Source organism: Bacillus sp. NPDC094064, from assembly GCF_050279585.1.
In the GTDB taxonomy this organism is placed as follows: Bacteria; Bacillota; Bacilli; order Bacillales; family Bacillaceae_G; genus Bacillus_A.
Map to the genome: position 1 here is coordinate 15,910 of NZ_JBNNUI010000005.1, position 17,550 is coordinate 33,459.

17 protein-coding genes are annotated in these 17,550 nt (G+C 37.5%); 9 read left to right on the top strand and 8 right to left on the bottom strand.

Annotated elements, in window-relative coordinates:
- Positions 1-28: 28 nt before the first annotated feature.
- A complete protein-coding gene (locus ACQKNI_RS12750; RefSeq protein ID WP_000287143.1) occupies positions 29-1,405 on the top strand; it encodes a glycine--tRNA ligase in 1,377 nt (458 codons plus the stop codon).
- 38 nt (positions 1,406-1,443) lie between these two features.
- Here ACQKNI_RS12750 and ACQKNI_RS12755 read toward each other — a convergent pair whose 3' ends face one another.
- Positions 1,444-1,827, bottom strand: coding sequence for a hotdog fold thioesterase (locus ACQKNI_RS12755; RefSeq protein WP_088232166.1), 384 nt, complete (start codon positions 1,825-1,827; stop codon positions 1,444-1,446).
- Between the two features lie 95 nt (positions 1,828-1,922).
- On the opposite strand from ACQKNI_RS12755, the gene ACQKNI_RS12760 reads away from it, so the two are divergent.
- From ACQKNI_RS12760 to ACQKNI_RS12770, 3 genes are all read left to right on the top strand, one after another.
- Positions 1,923-2,666 carry a DUF3298 and DUF4163 domain-containing protein gene (locus tag ACQKNI_RS12760; protein WP_088232165.1) on the top strand — a complete coding sequence of 248 codons (744 nt, stop codon included), beginning with the start codon at positions 1,923-1,925 and terminating at the stop codon, positions 2,664-2,666.
- A 50-nt stretch (positions 2,667-2,716) separates the two neighbouring features.
- Positions 2,717-3,310 carry a biotin transporter BioY gene (locus tag ACQKNI_RS12765; protein ID WP_088232164.1) on the top strand — a complete coding sequence of 198 codons (594 nt, stop codon included), beginning with the start codon at positions 2,717-2,719 and terminating at the stop codon, positions 3,308-3,310.
- A gap of 148 nt (positions 3,311-3,458) precedes the next feature.
- On the top strand, positions 3,459-4,295 hold the full coding sequence (locus tag ACQKNI_RS12770; protein ID WP_088232163.1) for a hypothetical protein: 837 nt from the start codon (positions 3,459-3,461) through the stop codon (positions 4,293-4,295).
- Positions 4,296-4,406: 111 nt separating this feature from the next.
- On the opposite strand, the gene galU is transcribed toward ACQKNI_RS12770, so the two are convergent.
- Positions 4,407-5,285, bottom strand: coding sequence for a UTP--glucose-1-phosphate uridylyltransferase GalU (gene galU, locus ACQKNI_RS12775; RefSeq protein WP_088232190.1), 879 nt, complete (start codon positions 5,283-5,285; stop codon positions 4,407-4,409).
- Positions 5,286-5,393: 108 nt separating this feature from the next.
- Positions 5,394-7,118 (bottom strand): phospho-sugar mutase, encoded by a 1,725-nt coding sequence (locus tag ACQKNI_RS12780; RefSeq protein ID WP_088232162.1) that lies wholly within the window; start codon positions 7,116-7,118, stop codon positions 5,394-5,396.
- Between the two features lie 143 nt (positions 7,119-7,261).
- On the opposite strand from ACQKNI_RS12780, the gene cdaS reads away from it, so the two are divergent.
- A complete protein-coding gene (gene cdaS / locus ACQKNI_RS12785; RefSeq protein WP_088232161.1) occupies positions 7,262-7,867 on the top strand; it encodes a sporulation-specific diadenylate cyclase CdaS in 606 nt (201 codons plus the stop codon).
- A gap of 133 nt (positions 7,868-8,000) precedes the next feature.
- On the opposite strand, the gene pepA is transcribed toward cdaS, so the two are convergent.
- The 4 genes from pepA to ACQKNI_RS12805 form a co-directional block, all read right to left on the bottom strand.
- A complete protein-coding gene (pepA, locus tag ACQKNI_RS12790) occupies positions 8,001-9,485 on the bottom strand; it encodes a cytosol aminopeptidase (protein WP_088232160.1) in 1,485 nt (494 codons plus the stop codon).
- A 165-nt stretch (positions 9,486-9,650) separates the two neighbouring features.
- Positions 9,651-10,277, bottom strand: coding sequence for a 3D domain-containing protein (locus tag ACQKNI_RS12795; protein ID WP_140417455.1), 627 nt, complete (start codon positions 10,275-10,277; stop codon positions 9,651-9,653).
- Between the two features lie 86 nt (positions 10,278-10,363).
- Positions 10,364-10,681, bottom strand: coding sequence for a YuiB family protein (locus ACQKNI_RS12800; RefSeq protein ID WP_000027019.1), 318 nt, complete (start codon positions 10,679-10,681; stop codon positions 10,364-10,366).
- On the bottom strand, positions 10,678-11,184 hold the full coding sequence (locus ACQKNI_RS12805) for an NUDIX hydrolase (RefSeq protein ID WP_088232158.1): 507 nt from the start codon (positions 11,182-11,184) through the stop codon (positions 10,678-10,680). Before ACQKNI_RS12805 ends, ACQKNI_RS12800 begins: the two co-directional genes overlap by 4 nt.
- A 317-nt stretch (positions 11,185-11,501) precedes the next feature.
- Here ACQKNI_RS12805 and ACQKNI_RS12810 point away from each other — a divergent pair, with 317 nt between their 5' ends.
- On the top strand, positions 11,502-12,548 hold the full coding sequence (locus ACQKNI_RS12810; protein WP_088232157.1) for an FUSC family protein: 1,047 nt from the start codon (positions 11,502-11,504) through the stop codon (positions 12,546-12,548).
- Positions 12,549-12,866: 318 nt separating this feature from the next.
- Here ACQKNI_RS12810 and ACQKNI_RS12815 read toward each other — a convergent pair whose 3' ends face one another.
- The gene (locus ACQKNI_RS12815; RefSeq protein ID WP_140417453.1) at positions 12,867-14,075 is read right to left on the bottom strand and encodes an NAD(P)/FAD-dependent oxidoreductase; all 1,209 of its coding nucleotides are present in this window, start codon (positions 14,073-14,075) and stop codon (positions 12,867-12,869) included.
- Between the two features lie 460 nt (positions 14,076-14,535).
- On the opposite strand from ACQKNI_RS12815, the gene ACQKNI_RS12820 reads away from it, so the two are divergent.
- The 3 genes from ACQKNI_RS12820 (at position 14,536) to ACQKNI_RS12830 (ending at position 17,535) form a co-directional block, all read left to right on the top strand.
- On the top strand, positions 14,536-15,525 hold the full coding sequence (locus ACQKNI_RS12820; protein WP_427282420.1) for an NAD(P)/FAD-dependent oxidoreductase: 990 nt from the start codon (positions 14,536-14,538) through the stop codon (positions 15,523-15,525).
- Positions 15,526-15,646: 121 nt separating this feature from the next.
- The gene (locus ACQKNI_RS12825; RefSeq protein ID WP_088232153.1) at positions 15,647-16,123 is read left to right on the top strand and encodes a GyrI-like domain-containing protein; all 477 of its coding nucleotides are present in this window, start codon (positions 15,647-15,649) and stop codon (positions 16,121-16,123) included.
- Positions 16,124-16,287: 164 nt separating this feature from the next.
- Entirely contained in the window at positions 16,288-17,535 is a 1,248-nt protein-coding gene (locus ACQKNI_RS12830; protein ID WP_088232152.1) for an MFS transporter, read from the top strand.
- The last annotated feature ends 15 nt before the right edge of the window (positions 17,536-17,550 follow it).

The following is a 17,550-nucleotide window of genomic DNA, read 5'->3' on the forward strand; positions in this document are numbered from 1 at the left end:
CGTTAACTTTCAAAAGGAGGATTTTCTTATGTATTCAATGGAACAAGTTGTAAACTTAGCGAAACATCGCGGTTTTGTTTTTCCTGGTTCTGAAATTTACGGTGGTCTTGCAAACACTTGGGATTACGGTCCACTTGGAATCGAATTAAAAAATAACGTTAAAAAAGCTTGGTGGAAAAAATTCATTCAAGAATCTCCACATAACGTTGGTTTAGACGCAGCTATTTTAATGAACCCAAAAACTTGGATCGCTTCTGGTCACGTTGGTAACTTCAACGACCCAATGATCGACTGTAAAAAATGTAAAGCTCGTCACCGTGCTGACAAATTAATTGAAGATGCATTAGATGCAAAAGGCATCGAAATGGTTGTTGACGGTCTTACTTTCGACCAAATGGCTGACTTAATGAAAGAGCATGAAGTAAAATGTCCTGATTGTGGTAGCGAAGAGTTCACTGAAATCCGTCAGTTCAACTTAATGTTCAAAACATTCCAAGGTGTTACAGAGTCTAGTACGAACGAAATCTTCCTTCGCCCTGAAACAGCACAAGGTATTTTCGTAAACTTTAAAAACGTACAACGCTCTATGCGTAAAAAGCTTCCATTTGGTATTGGCCAAATCGGTAAGAGTTTCCGTAACGAAATCACACCTGGTAACTTCACATTCCGTACACGTGAATTCGAACAAATGGAACTTGAATTCTTCTGTAAGCCTGGCGAAGATTTAGAGTGGTTCGCATTCTGGCGTGAAACTTGTAAGAACTGGTTACTTTCACTTGGTATGCACGAAGAAAGCATGCGTCTTCGTGACCACGGTGAAGAAGAATTATCTCACTACAGTAACGCAACAACTGATATTGAGTTCAAATTCCCATTCGGTTGGGGCGAACTTTGGGGCGTAGCATCTCGTACAGACTTCGATTTAAAACGTCACATGGAACACTCTAACGAAGACTTTAACTATATCGATCCACAAACGAATGAACGTTACGTACCATACTGCATCGAGCCATCTTTAGGTGCAGACCGTGTAACATTAGCATTCTTATGTGATGCATATGAAGAAGAGCAATTAGAGAACGACTCTCGTACAGTTCTTCGTTTCCACCCTGCTTTAGCACCATATAAAGCAGCTATCTTACCATTATCTAAAAAACTATCTGAAGGTGCTACTGAAGTATTCGCAGAATTAGCTAAAGACTTCATGGTAGACTTTGATGAGACTGGCTCTATCGGTAAACGTTACCGTCGTCAAGACGAAATCGGTACTCCATTCTGTATCACATACGACTTCGACTCTGTTGAAGACAAAGCTGTTACAGTACGTGACCGTGACACAATGGAACAAGTTCGTATGCCAATTAGCGAACTAAAAGGTTTCTTAGAGAAGAAAATCCAGTTCTAATTATAAAAAAGAGGCCGCTCTACTGAGCAGCCTCTTTTCTATTTTTCACGTTTTTCTTTAATTGCTACTGTACATCTTGAAATACATAATAAGTCATCATTTTCATCAATGATACGAATATCCCAAACCATCGTTGAATTCCCTCTATGTATTGGTGTCCCGATTGCTGTTACAATTCCATCTTGCTTTGAACGAATATGATTTGCATTAATTTCTAAACCGAAACAAATACATTTCTCTTGATCAATTAAATTGTATGAACCAACACTTGCCACTGTTTCCGCTAACGCAACAGATGCACCCCCGTGTAAAAATCCAAACGGCTGATGCGTCCGCCCATCAACAGGCATCGTAGCAACCACCTTATCTTCTGTCATCTCTAACAACTCAATTCCAAGCGAATCCATTAAAGTTTTTCCCATCTCGTTTCCCCCTTCTCTTACGTTAATCGAATGTATAATTTTACCTATTTATTTTCAAACTACCTATAACACTTATATAAGGAGGTTTCACCTAAATGAAACAGAAATTTTGTATACTACTGCTCATGTTCTCCTTGCTGACTATTGTACCAAATTGTGCACTAGCAGCCAAAGCATCCAACCTGACAATCGATGTGAAGACTGTCACGCAAAAAGGTAAGAAACCTTATATAGAATATCAAATTAACAGGCCTTCCTTTCACAACTTTTCCGATTCTAAATTTCAAAACAAGCTCAATTTCTATTACAAAAAATCTACTGACAAGTTTAAAAACAAGTTAGAAAAAGACGCAAAAAAATATTATGAAGAAACAGAAGGATCTAGTACACCCTTTCATCCGTACGTGGCAAATGTTGATTATAAAGTCTCTTTAAACAAACCACCTTTTCTCAGCTTATATGTGAATTACTATCAATATACAGGCGGCGCACACGGTCTTTATACGTGGAAGGCAAACACATTTGATCTAAACGAAAAAAAGTTACTACACTTAGACGATTTATTTCAACAAGAAGATAAATACAAAGAAGTAATACGCGCAGAGATTGTAAAACAAATTAAACAAAATGAAAGCATTTATTTTCCTGATGCAACGGAAAAAGTAATGAGCGCTACAAAGTTCCACTTCTTTTTAGAACCGGACAATCTCGTAATTTATTTCCCTTTATATGAGATTGCTCCTTATTCAAGTGGAATTCCGCAATTTCGTATTCCGTATACGTTGCTAAGAGACTATATTAAGCCTTCTTATCAAAATATTTTGATTGACAACAAGTAAATAGTTTCGCTACGATAATGTTAACCTAAAAACAACAGGAGGTTAACATTATGAGAAGATTTCACGTTTTAGATTTAGCATTAGCTGCCATGTTCGTTGCTCTTATGGCCATCGGTGCAAATATTGTATCTTGGGCACCATTCTTACAAGTAGCGGGCGTCCCATTATCTATGCAACCATTTTTCGCGATTTTAGCAGGACTTCTTCTTGGAAGTAGACTTGGTGCATTATCAATGACAGTATATATGCTCGTTGGCGTAGCCGGCGCACCAATCTTCGCTAACTTCAAAGCTGGATTCGGGGCACTTTTAGATCCTACTGGTGGTTTTATTATCGCATTTATTATCGTTGCTTACGTATCAGGAAAATTAGTAGAACAAAAAGAAAGACCAACATTCAGTACATTTGCGATTGCCTCTTTCACTGGAATTATTTTAACTTATATTATCGGTACTACTTACATGTACGGGGCGGTCAATCTCTTCATGGGCGGTAATATGAGCTATAAAGCTGCTTGGATGATTATGATGTGGTTTGCAGTAAAGGATATTGTATTTACAATTATCGGTGCTATTATCGCACCTCGCATATACTATGCTGTACGTCGCTCTGCTTATCAGCATTCTCATTCGACGATTTCATAAGAAAAAAGAGTTATCTTAGTATTCTAAGATAACTCTTTTTTATATTTCGACAATATACGACACATATTGAAAATAAATTCTGTTATGCTAGTTCAGCAAATCTTGCATTTTGCACATATAATTAAAACAATGTTTTGGAGGAAAATCAGTGAAACTATCAAAAAACACACTTATTAAACTAAGTGTCGGAGTACTATCTTTATTTTTCATACTAAGTATGAGCATAAGTTACAATTTATATGGAAATAGCGAGTTAGGAATGCCATACACGCTTGGAAATGGCCTAGCATTTTTCTTTTTAATTCTTACTATAGTTAGTTTCTGCGCGGCTTTAATCTTTATTGTGATAGGATTAATAAAAAAAATTCGAAAATCACCAGCAAAAAAGTCCTTAGTGACATCTATAACACTATTTCTTACATCAGTTATATCAATCATTGTCCTTCTCTTTACTATAACAAAAGTAACAAATATGGAGGAGGAATATCAAGCTCTTCAAGCCCAAAAGAAAAAAGAAGCTAGTTACTTAATTGCAGCAGCATCCTTTTATAATAATATAAATACTTTTAAATATGCAGCATCTTACGTCTTATCCGAGTATTCAACTACATGGTCAAATGCAATAGATAACAGACATGACTTCAACAATGCACTAAGTTCTAAGAGAAAAGAAATTGATGGAACAATTGTAGCTGTAGATACGTTTTACAGCAACATGGGGAACGATTTAAAGTTAGTATCTGAAGCTGCAAAAGAACAACCAAATAAATATAAAGAAACCTATGAAGAATATAAAAAAATATATGGTATTATAACTGCCCTCAATGAACAAGCGCAATCCCCTAGTGGAAGCTTAATTTCATTTAATCAAAACGTTAATGCATTGATTCAGGAATACCAAAAAGCAGCAGGAAATATTAATATCGCTATTACTGATGAAATTAAATCCAAAGCAGATGAGCTGAAACCTACCGATCAAAATTAAAGACACTCTCTCCAGAGTGTCTTTTTTCTCAAAAAAATCCCCTTAGATTAAACAATACATTCATTTCTCTACTGCTTATCAAAAGGGGATCATATCACTATATTAAGACTCTTAGTTCGTCTGTTCTTCTAAAATTCTCTTCATCATTGTAACCATGTCATCACGTAATTCTGGGTGTTGCAGGGCCATTTCGATTGTCGTTTGAACGAATCCTAGTTTTTCACCTACGTCGTAGCGTTTTCCTTCGAAATCGTAAGCAAATACACGTTGAATTTCATTTAAGTTTTGGATCGCATCTGTTAACTGAATTTCACCGCCAGCACCGACATTTTGCTGTTCTAAGAACATGAAAATTTCAGGCGTTAAGACGTAACGTCCCATAATTGCTAAGTTTGAAGGCGCTGTACCTGCTGCTGGTTTCTCAACGAAATTGCGAACTTGGTAACGACGTCCCTCTTGCTCTAATGGGTCAATAATTCCGTAGCGATGTGTTTCATCTTCTGGAACCGTTTGTACACCAATAACAGAAGAAAGCGTTTTATCATATTCTTCGATTAATTGGCGTAAACATGGTTTTTCAGCTTGAACGATATCATCACCTAGTAAAACAGCAAATGGCTCATCACCGATGAATTTACGTGCACACCAAACAGCGTGTCCTAATCCTCTTGGTTCTTTTTGACGAATATAATGAATGTCTACCATTTTTGAAGAAGCCTGTACTTTTTCAAGTAACTCATACTTTTTCTTTTCTAATAAGTTTTGCTCTAACTCAAATGCATTATCAAAATGATCTTCAATAGAGCGCTTTGTTTTACCAGTAACGATAATAATATCTTCGATTCCTGATTGTATTGCTTCTTCTACGATGTATTGGATAGTTGGTTTATCTACTATCGGTAACATTTCTTTTGGCATTGCTTTTGTAGCTGGTAAAAAACGTGTTCCTAATCCAGCTGCTGGGATTATGGCTTTTCTTACTTTTTTCATCACAAAATACCCTCTCTTCTGTCAGAATCAATAACGATCATTTCCTTACATAGAACAAAAGGGAGATTTCGCTCCCTTTTGTTCCCTACCACTTAAAATTACTTTATATTATAAACGATTCATAATATCTTCTTTAATAGTAAGTAACTTTTGTTCACTATTTTGTAAAGAATTATCTTGTACACCAAAGTAGAACTTGATTTTCGGTTCTGTTCCAGATGGACGTAAGCAGAACCAAGAACCGTCCTCTAATTGATATTTTAACACATTTGATTTCGGTAAGTGAATCTCTTCTTTATGTCCATCTTGTAAAGATGTAACGATGCTTGCTTTATAATCTTCAACTGCTACGACTGTTAAGCCAGCTACTTCCTTCGGAGGATTTTCACGGAATGTTGCCATCATCTCTTGGATTTGTTCCGCTCCGTCTTTTCCTTTTAACGTTAACGATACAAGATCTTCACGGAAGAAACCGTACTTCTCAAATACTTCTAATAGACCGTCGTATAACGTTTTGCCTTGTGCTTTGTAGTATGCAGCTACTTCACATGCAAATAAAACAGACTGTACTGCATCTTTATCACGGCAGAATGGACGGATTAAATAACCATAGCTTTCCTCATAACCGAATTGGAATTCATATTGTCCGCTTTCTTCGTACTGTTTAATTTTCTCACCGATAAATTTAAATCCAGTTAACGTATCAACTGTATCTAAACCGTATGCTTTTGCAATTGTACGGCCAATTTCAGACGTTACGATTGTTTTTAATACAACACCGTTCTCTGGAAGTGTTCCGTTTTCTTTCTTTTGAGACAATAAGTAATCAAGCATTAATGCGCCTGTTTGGTTTCCAGTTAATACTTGGAACTCACCATCATGATTACGAACAGCTACACCAAGACGGTCTGCATCAGGATCCGTTGCGATTAACACATCAGCTCCAATTTTTTCACCGTCACGAATCGCATACTCAAAAGCAGCATGTTCTTCTGGGTTTGGTGATTTTACTGTAGAGAAGTTCGGATCTGGTAACTCTTGCTCTTTTACAACTGTTACATCTGTAAATCCAACTTCTTCTAAACCACGGCGTACAGAAATATTTGATGTTCCGTGTAGTGGTGTAAAGACGATTTTTAAGTCTTTACCAACCTTTTGCACCATTTCTTTATTAATGATGACATTGTTTAATTCTACCGCGTATGCATCATCTACTTCTTGTCCAATGATATGTAATAAACCGTCAGCTTTTAATTGCTCCACATCAGCAACCTCAACTGTTAATTCATCTTCTACTGCATCTACGTAGCTAATTAATTCATCAGCTTCTTTTGGAGGCAACTGCCCACCATCTTCACCGTACACTTTATATCCGTTATATTCAGGTGGATTATGACTTGCCGTAAGAACGATTCCACTCACTGTATGTAAATGACGAACTGCGAAAGAAAGAACTGGCGTTGGACGTAAGCTTTCAAACACATATGTTGTAATACCGTGTGCACCAAGTGTAGCAGCTACTTCCATTGCAAACTCAGGTGATTTATGACGAGAATCATACGCTACAACAACACCGCGCTTCTTCGCTTCTTCACCTAATTTTCCGATAAACTTCGCTAATCCTTGCGTTGCTTTACGAACTGTATATACATTTAAACGGTTCGTACCAGCACCAAGTTCACCACGCATACCACCTGTACCGAACTCTAGATTTTTATAAAAGCTGTCCTCGATTTTCTTCTCATCTTGCTTCATGTTTTCTAGTTGTTCTTTTAATTCTACGTCTAATTCTGCATATGAAAGCCAGCGACTAAATTCTTGTTTCCAATTCATAATTCTATCTCCTCTCACTTTTCATACCTTTATTATATGAAAAAAACAACCTGTGTCTCAATATTTTTTACAATCTAACAGGATTTTACTAGGAATATTTGTATACACTATGATTAAATACTCTACCAAAGGGAATGAGGATTATGCAAGAATGGGGCTTGTCAGAAGAGCTCAAAATACAAACAAAGCAAATGATTGAAATTGCTGAAAAAGAACTATCAATCATGAGACAAGCAATCGATAAGGAAGATGAATGTATTTTGTGTAAAATGGAAGATATTCATCATATGTTAGCAAATGTACAAACATTGGCAGCTACATACTATATTCAAGCTTATTTATCACCTTATACGGAAAGCTCACAGTTCATTACAACAGCTGTCCAGCATTTAAGCGCCCGAAAACATGGTGCTCTTATTGTTGTGGAACGAAACGAGACACTTCATCCTTTCATTCAAACTGGAACAACGTTAAACGCTCATTTAACCGCACCATTACTCGAATCGATTTTTTATCCAGGTAACCCTCTTCATGATGGAGCCGTTCTCGTTAAAAACAATCATATTGTCTCAGCAGCTAATATTCTTCCATTAACGAAAAGTACAGAAGTTGATCCTGAGCTAGGAACACGTCACAGAGCTGCAATTGGCTTATCAGAACAAAGCGATGCACTTATATTAGTTGTCTCTGAAGAAACCGGACGCACTTCCTTTGCTTTAAACGGGACTTTATATACGATTTCTTTATAGGATCAACTTTCACTCTGTAACAGTACGATAGTAAATGAACTTATATCGACTTACCGACAAAAACTGACAATAAGTATACTGTATCAAGAAAAAAGGCTGTTCCAACGTGTTGGAACAGCCTTCTTACATAATCTTATTCTTCCTCGAAACGTTCAACAAGTGTTGCAAGTGTACGTACCATTGCACCAGTTGCACCAGCCGGTCCTAAATCATGCGCACCTGTTGTTTCAGATGTTCCAGCGATATCTAAATGTACCCAAGGTGTATCTTCTGCGAATTCACCTAGGAATGTACCCGCCATCACTGCATGCCCTTCACGGCCTGGTGAGTTATTTAAATCAGCAAATTTACTATTTCTCACACGTTCTTTATCGCGTTCAAAAATCGGTAATTGCCAAATTGGCTCATCCGTTTCCATAGAAGCTTCTAACACTTGTTCAAATAGTTCTTCATTATTTGTCATTGCACCTGTCGTATGATTTCCAAGGGCAACAATTACACCACCTGTTAATGTTGCAACATCAATAAGGTAGTTTGCACCAAGTTTTTTCGCATACGTAATACCGTCAGCTAACGCTAAGCGACCTTCTGCATCTGTATTTAATACTTCAATTGTTTTTCCGCTCATAGATGTAATCACATCGTCTGGCTTAAATGCTGTACCACTTACAACGTTATCAGTTGAAGGAATAACAGCAATCACGTTTTGCTCTGGGCGAAGTTCTCCGATAATTTCCATCGCGCCTAAAACAGCAGCTGCACCGCCCATATCACCTTTCATACCTACCATGCCTTCACGTGGTTTTAAAGAATAACCACCTGTATCGTATGTAATTCCTTTTCCAACAAATCCAATTACATCTGTCCACTCTTCTTTTCCTTTATAAATAAGGGCGATCATTTTCGGTGGCTCTGTACTACCTTGGTTTACTGCAAGTAATGCACCCATACCAAGATCTTCCATCTCTTCTTTCTCAAGAACTTTATAATCCATATCATATTTTTCCGCTAATTCAACAGCATACTCAGCAAGTTTCGTCGCTGTTAATACGTTTGGCGGCATATTTACAAGTGTACGAGCTGAATTTGTTGCACGTCCATGTACGTATCCAACTGTTAATGCTGCTTCAATTTCTTGTGCATCTTCCGCTGTAATAGCCGTGAACTTCTCTAGCTCTACATAATCCTTTTTATCTGTTTTATACGTTTGCAATTCATATGTACCAAGGCCTTGTACTTCTGCCGCAATATGAGCTACATCAATCGCATCCAATTTCTCTGTTACGAAAGAATCTAGTAAGATTGCTGCATCTTGTACTTTTGCTGCTTGCAGTGTTTTAAACGCCTTACCAAGAGCTGCACGTAACGTTTCTGTCGTGTAAGACTCTTTCTTACCTAAACCGACGAAATAATAACGTTTCACATTTGTTTTCCCTAAACTATGTACTTTTGAAATAGCTTTTTTCTTCGTAGAAAGTTCTTTTTCTTCTAATAAAACTTGTAATTGCCCTTCAAACGCCTTATCCAATTCTTGTACAAAACTACTCGTTTTATCTTCTTCAAATAAAGCAACAATTACCGCTTCATGACCTGCTAATTCTTTTTGTACTTGAAACATGTTCAGACCCCCTAAATTTCTCTACTCTACCTGTATTATAACTTTATTTTCGATAAAATGCGACAATTCTAACTTCTATTTTGTGACATGTAACATCCATGCCCATCCAATTCCTTCTATTATGAAATATGAAAAGAAAAAAAGTCTAGTGCTATTCCCACTAGACTATCTTTGCTTTAAATATTGCCCTCGAAACACTTGCATCGTTTCGTCTTCATTTAACATCGTTAACTCTTCTTCTGTAAACTTACCATTTCCTATTTTCACTACGTATACATTTACCTTTTTCTTACCCCATTGGCTATAAACATCTTTCACCGTATCATAATATAAATCAAGACGGTTTCCTTTTATAGCACCGCCCTTATCGGCAACGACCCCATACCCGTAATCTGGCACAAATAGAATCGTTCCAATCGGGAATACGCGTAAGTCCGCAGCGATTGTCGAATATAAATCCCGTTTCGCTTTCACACCTGAATATGTAATACCATACTCCGGATGTCCCGGACTCTTACCAGTTGACTCCACTCCTGACGTATAACCCGTTGCCGTCATTTCAATTGTACGATATTTAGACCAGTCATTTGCCTGTTCTAAAGCATTTATCACTTCTTTACTCGGAGCAACATTGTTCTTCATTTCTGCTGCATGTACTTCTTTTGCACTCGTTTCCTCATATTTCTTTACAATCTCTAATAAAGAAACGCCAGTGAAAGCATTCCATGTTACGCATAATGCGGAAACAAGTAAACAAGTCATCATAATGCGAATACAATATCGTTTTAACATTTTTATATTCCACACTCCTTCATCGTTAATCATTCCCTATACGATGAAGGAATATGCAAAAAAATAATCCCCAAGCGAATTGGAGATTAAAACATTTGATATCCACTTTTCCGAAGTTTCTTAATGACGATTCCCGCTAAAGCAGCTCCTACTAATCCAGTAGATAAAATAAATACATCTGCTTGTCCTAAGTGCGATACACTTGTCCCAAATGAAGAAAATGTTTCTTTTGGCTTTGAAAAGTAATCCCACACACTCGCTTTATTAATAATGAGCATACAAACAATCGGATACACAATAACCATTACCCATGTAGCTCGCAATATCATATTTAGTAAAAATCCAATTCCAAAAAACAAAATAAAGAATAGCATCATTGAAATAAGTAGTACCGGTATACTCACTTCTTCTCCCTCTCCTTCGCATGCGCCGTAAATACGTGATAGGCCGTATAACCAAATTGCTCTCCTGGATTTAATGTTTTGTCCATTTCAAGATGTAGCTCTGATCTTCCTTCTAACAAATATTGAATAAGTACAGACGTATTTGGATCGCCTGCTATAGTCTCTGGATGTAAAAACGCTACTTCAGACAATTCCTTCTCCTGCACAATAATAGTTTCTCCTTCAGGCTCCAAAAGGAAAATAATCATATTATCACTAATCTCATTACGAATAACGCCCGATCGAACACCAATGATTCCCTTCACGTGAGCGACAATGCCTGTCTCTTCTAACACTTCACGCTTCACAGCTTCATCAACCGTCTCACCTTCATTCACAAAACCAGCCGGTAACGACCATTTCCCCTTTAATCCACTGTATTTCTTCTTAACGAATAGCCACCTGCCATCTTTTGTAGCTACTAAGCCACTAACAGCTAACCATACTTTCCCGCGCTTCCCCATGATGCAACCTCCTCCACTAGAGAGAACAGAATATTCTTTCTTTTTTATATATTATACTATATTTTTAAGTACACTGTGACTTTTCCTTTCTTAGGGTAATGCACCATTGCCATCAACTTAAAAAATTGGCATTTCCCCATATCGAAAAAGAATAAGCTGAATTATTATAACTAACTCTGGAAAGATAAAACTTTCATTTTGGGGATACTTCAAAATATCAGCCTGATGGACATAGGTATCACCACATGTCCATGGATTAAAGAAAGAGCCTATTATTAAACTGTGCCCTACTCTTTGGGTCGGAAGAGGTGCTATAGATGAATGCAAAGATATATAGAGCTCAACTGTTTTCTTGGTCTAAAAAGGACAAAGTAGAAATAGTAGAACTCATTTCTGCCGGCATAGGTATGGCCGGACCTGTTCTGTTCGCCACAGTTCTAGGCTATCCTGATCTTGGTTTTGTTGCATCGATCGGCAGTTTGGCAGTCAGTAGCGTGAAAGTCGGTTCGAGTTTTATAAATCACGGGGAAAAGTTGGCGTCAGCACTCATATCAGTAACGCTCGCTGCGATTGCTGCTGTTCTCTCTTTCGGACATGGCTCTCTGACATTCGGTGTCTTGCTCCTGCTAGTCAGCTTTGCTGCGTTAATTGGCGGATATAGTCGCGCCTTGGCGGTGGCAACAACACGCTTTGTCATATTCCTAATCATCATCCTCAACATGTTCGACCAGACGGAGTACCGGATGGAACTAATTTTTTCAATCTTAGCAGGGGCCATTTGGACCGGCAGTATCAGCTTGGTGCTAGGCATATGGGTACACCGTTGTTTTAAATCATCGCTGGACGGGGCTGTGAAAGAGCCAACATCGAAAAAAATCATTCTATGGTGGCATTCTCTTGCACACCTATCCAGTTGGCAATTCCCAATCAGGCTCGTATTATGTCTAGGTATAGCTGAGGGATTGCGAATACTTTGGCCCGAGCACCACTTCTATTGGATTGCAATTACCGTAGCAATCCTTACTCAGCGGAAAATAGAACTCTTTCCAATCAAAACAACACAACGAGTGCTTGGTACAGTAATCGGTGTGATTGTTGCGAGCTTGCTTCTCGCAACGAGTCTACCAATTTGGGGATTAGTTATAAGTATCGGGCTATTCGCAAGTGTTCGACCTCTTCTAAAGGTTCGAAATTATCTTGTATACTCTGCAACCATGATTCCGCTCATTATTTTGATTATGGAAGCCGGCAAGCCGTTTCATTCTAGCATTCTGTTTGACCGTGTATTTGCAACCCTTATCGGTGCAGTCATCGTTATTACAGTGAACTTGATATTCAGTAGAGCGATGGTGAAATCAGTGTAAAGATACTTTAATATTTCGGCTATCTTTTCCAGTTGAACAAAATCGCCGCTAAAATGAAAAAACACGCTATTCTTTCTGTAAAATCATAAGAAAGGATGGCGTTTTTGTATGTCTATTTCTGTATCCGATGAATTACAACTATTTGCTAAAGAATTATATAGAAGGAAAAGGAAGTACGAAGGAAACGAAACAGTGGTCTTGCGAATCTGCATTTTCTTTCTTCGGAAACGCAATTATTTTTTATTCCTATATCGAAAAGGTGTATTATACAAAAAAACAGAAACAGCTCATAGCCGTTTCTGCTTTTTCTACTATATATTAAAATAACTTCAATTTACCTTTTTTAAGAACTAATAAAGGCCCACCTAATAAGAATAGGTAACGGTTATCGATCACTTTCTTCATGAAAGAAGCTTTCCAACCTGTTAATTTTTTGCCCATAACAACGCCCATTGCATCGTCATGACCTAAAGAACATACTGATCCTTTATTGTCGAATGCGAATGTTTTCATTTCGCCTTTGCCACGAACTAACACAGTTAAGTTGTGTGCAATATTGTAACCTTGTTGAATTGCAATTTGTGCTGTTGGTGGGTATGGACGGTTAATTTCTTCGTTAATGATTAACGCTGCGTCACCAACCATAAATACATCTTCGTATCCTGGAGCGTGCATGTACTCATCAACTTTAACGCGGCCGCGCATTGCTTCAAAGCCAGACTCTTCCACAATACCATTACCACGAACACCTGCAGCCCAAACCACTGTTTCAGACTTAAGTAATTCAGTATCATCACCGTTTGCAACGATAATACCTTCTTCAGTTGCTTCTTTAATTGCTGTACCGATGCGGAATTCTACACCTTTTTTCTCAAGTTGTTTTACAGCATATTCTACTAATGCTGGATCAAAACCAGGAAGTGCTGTTGGAGCAGCTTCTACACAAATAATACGTGCTTTTTCACGTGGTACATTGTACTCTTTGCAAAGTTCAGGAACACGGTTCGCAAGCTCACCTACGTACTCGATACCAGTAAATCCAGCACCACCAACAACGATTGTTACTAACTCATCGCGTTGTTCAGTCGCATATTGAGCAAATTTAGCTTCCATGTGCTCACGAATTTGACGAGTTGCATTAATGTTAGCAATTGAGAATGCATGCTCTTTTAATCCTGTAATGCCGAACGTTTCTGATTCGAAACCAAGACCGATTACTAAGTAGTCATACTCTAACTCGCCGTCTTTTAAGATAATGCGTTTTTCAGCAGCTTTAATTTCTACTACTGTATCTTGTACAAAGTTCACTTTATTTGTATCGATAACGTCTTGAATATCTAGACAGATTTTTTCATCTTGTAATGTACCAGCTGCGCTCTCGTGTAACCAAGTTGCTTGGTAGTGATAGCTGTTGTTGTTTACTAACGTAATTTCAGCTTCATTTACAGATAATGCTTTTTGCAGACGAACAGTCGTAATCATTCCGCCATAACCTGCACCTAAAACTACGATTTTTGGAGTCTTCACCAAATCACAACCCTTTTCTTTATATAATAGTAATAAAATAATACCAAGTACTAAAAACTCTATTTGTCAAGAATGTGGAATTTATCACATTCTATATCGTAACAAAACGCAGTCAAAAAATCGTACGAATTTTGTCATAGAAATTTAACATAACACTACCCTATATTAGTCGGTTTTATTCCAGAATTCAAGCGTCTGGAGAATTATCAATATTTTAAAATAACATAGCGTTTTCAAGGGTTTTTCAGCCTTTTTTTCATGTATTTTCCTTTCCCTATATTTTATATAATTACAAAAGCATCTATGCAAAAACTTACACACAATTCAGTCGTTTTCAGAAGTATTATGAACTCAAATATGCTATCATTTATTTGAAAGTGTCATCATTTGCAGGATTTTCGTGTACATATGAACAATATATGAAATCAATATTAAAATTCCATCTATAGGGGGAATGAAAGTGGCAGAAAATCAAAAAGTTTACGACATAACAATTATTGGTGGTGGTCCAACAGGACTATTCACAGCATTTTATGGCGGTATGAGACAAGCAAGTGTCAAAATCATTGAAAGCTTACCTCAACTTGGAGGACAATTATCCGCGCTCTACCCTGAAAAATACATTTATGATGTAGCTGGATTTCCAAAAGTGCGTGCACAAGAGTTAGTTGATAACTTAAAAGAGCAAATGAAGAAGTTTGATCCAACCGTTTGCTTAGAAGAAGCTGTTGATACGCTTGAAAAACAAGCTGACGGTATATTCAAGCTTGTTACGAATAAACAAACTCACTATTCTAAATCAGTCATTATTACTGCTGGCAATGGTGCTTTCCAGCCACGTCGCTTAGAGTTAGAAGGTACAGCAAAATACGAAAAGACAAACTTACATTATTTCGTTGATGATATGAATAAATTCGCTGGAAAACGCGTCGTTGTATTTGGCGGTGGTGACTCGGCAGTAGACTGGACAATGATGTTAGAACCAATCGCTGACAAAGTTACAATCGTTCATCGCCGTGATAAATTCCGCGCACATGAACATAGTGTAGAAAGCTTAATGAATTCTCGTGCAGAAGTAAGCACACCGTACGTTCCAGTTGAACTCATTGGTGATGCCAAAATTGAACAAGTCGTTCTTCAACACGTAAAAACGGAAGAAAAAGTTATTATCGATGTTGATGACGTAATTGTAAACTACGGCTTCGTTTCTTCTCTTGGCCCAATTAAAAACTGGGGCTTAGATATTCAAAAAAACAGCATTCTCGTGAACTCGAAAATGGAGACAAATATTCCTGGTATTTATGCTGCTGGTGACATTTGTACATATGAAGGAAAAGTAAAACTCATTGCTTGCGGCTTTGGTGAAGCACCGACAGCAGTAAACAATGCAAAAGCTTACTTCGATCCAAACGCAAAACTTCAACCGATGCATAGCTCAAGTATGTTTTAATATAGAAATGAAAAGAACTCCTTTTACATGAAAGGAGTTCTTTTTTATCGCGCTACCTTCCCCTTCCAAAATATGTTACAATAAATAAGAACATACGTTTCGTTTATAGGGGGATTATAAAATGAAAGAACCTATTATCGTAAAGAAAGAAGCTTTCCAAGCAATCGGTGTTTCAATTACGACGACAAATGAAAAAGAGGCATCTACTGAAGGAGAAATTCCAAAACTGTGGAACCGCTACTTCCAAGAACAAATGATACATCACATCCCAAATCAACAAACGAAAGAAACATTCGCTTTCTATTCAAACTACGAATCAGATGAAACGGGTGTATATCAATTTACAATTGGTATGCCCGTTTCTTCGTTAGAAAACGTTCCTGAAAATATGACAACTTTAACAATACCTGCTGCTACATACGCGGTATTTACAACGAGAAAAGGGCCAGTTGCTGAAGTTGTTTGCGAGGCTTGGGAATATATTTGGCAATGGTCGAAAGAAAATAAACGCGCTTTTACAACCGACTTTGAGCTTTATGATGAAAAAGCGGTAGATCCAAATAACGTACAATTAGATATTTATATCGCCTTAGCTTAAAAAAGATGCCTCTTCGGCATCTTTTTTTGTCGTTAAATAGCTACTGTGCAAATCCAACATTATTGTCTACAATGAGAAAGTGCAGTATAGAAATATTAGAAACTGTATAAAACGATTGTTAACAGGTTTTTTAGTTTAAATTTGTCACATAGAAAGGAAGCAATATGGAGGAACTACAACAAAATAAATCTGCTTTAGAAGCAAATGCGAAACCACTATTAAAAAATACGAATTTCCTTTTTCTTTGGGCAGCTACCCTTTTTTCAAGTTTTGCTTTAGCCTTTTTTACATTTTCACAAACATGGTACATAGCAAAAACATTAAACCTTGAAGCTTCACTCGGTGTTGTTTTCGTGGCTCTAAGTGTCCCAAGGCTTATTTTTATGATTGTTGGCGGCGCTGTAGCTGATAAATTCCCGAAAAAAAACATAATGTTTTACTCCAACATTATTCGAGCGATTCTTGTCGCAACCATTCTCACATGGTTTATCGTTGGTGATGTAACACTATATACATTTGCTTTATTCGCTTTATTCTTTGGACTTGCTGATGCTTTCTTCTGGTCCGCAGACGGATCTATTCTGCCGGAACTTGTAGAAAAAAGCCGTTTAACACAAGCGAATTCACTTACACAAATGACAAACCAAGCATCGGTCATCTTGGGCCCTGTACTTGGCGGAATTCTCATCAAATTTACGAACTATGAAACAATCTTTTCAATTACGATTTTGCTGTTAATCGTCGCAGCCATACTCGTTCAAAAAATACAATTTACGATATCAGAACAAAAAGATACAGACAAAGGCATGTTCACTTCTATAAAAGAAGGAATCTTATATGTAAAGGAATCACCTTTCCTTTCAACTTTCCTTATTTGTAGCGCCTTTCTAAACTTATTTTTAATCGGTCCGATGCAAGTCGGCTTCCCCCTATTTGTTAAAAACGTTCTGCACGGTGACTCGCTCCAGTTTAGTTACTTAGAAGCATCTGTAGGCGGTGGAATGGCAATAGGCGCTGTCATTGTCGGATTAAAAAATATTAATCGTAGACGTGGTCTATTTTGTATTATCATGATGCTACTGTCTGGTGTATTCTTCTTATCCATCAACTTTAGCACCGTACTTTGGCAAGCATTATTAGCCGGCATGTTTTACGGTATTACAATCGCAATGGCGATCGTCCCGCTTATGGCAATGATTCAATCTACAGTAAAAGAAGAAATGATGGGACGCGTAATGAGTTTACTAATGCTATCATCAATGGGCTTTATTCCGCTCTCTTATGCATTCACATCCATTGCGCTTGCAATAGGAATTCCAATCGTAACCGTTATGAAAAGCGGTGCAATCGCTGTTATCGTCTTCGTACTATTTGTAGCGATTCGTGTTCCGGTTGTAAGGAAGTTTGATTAGCTAATTAGAGTCATG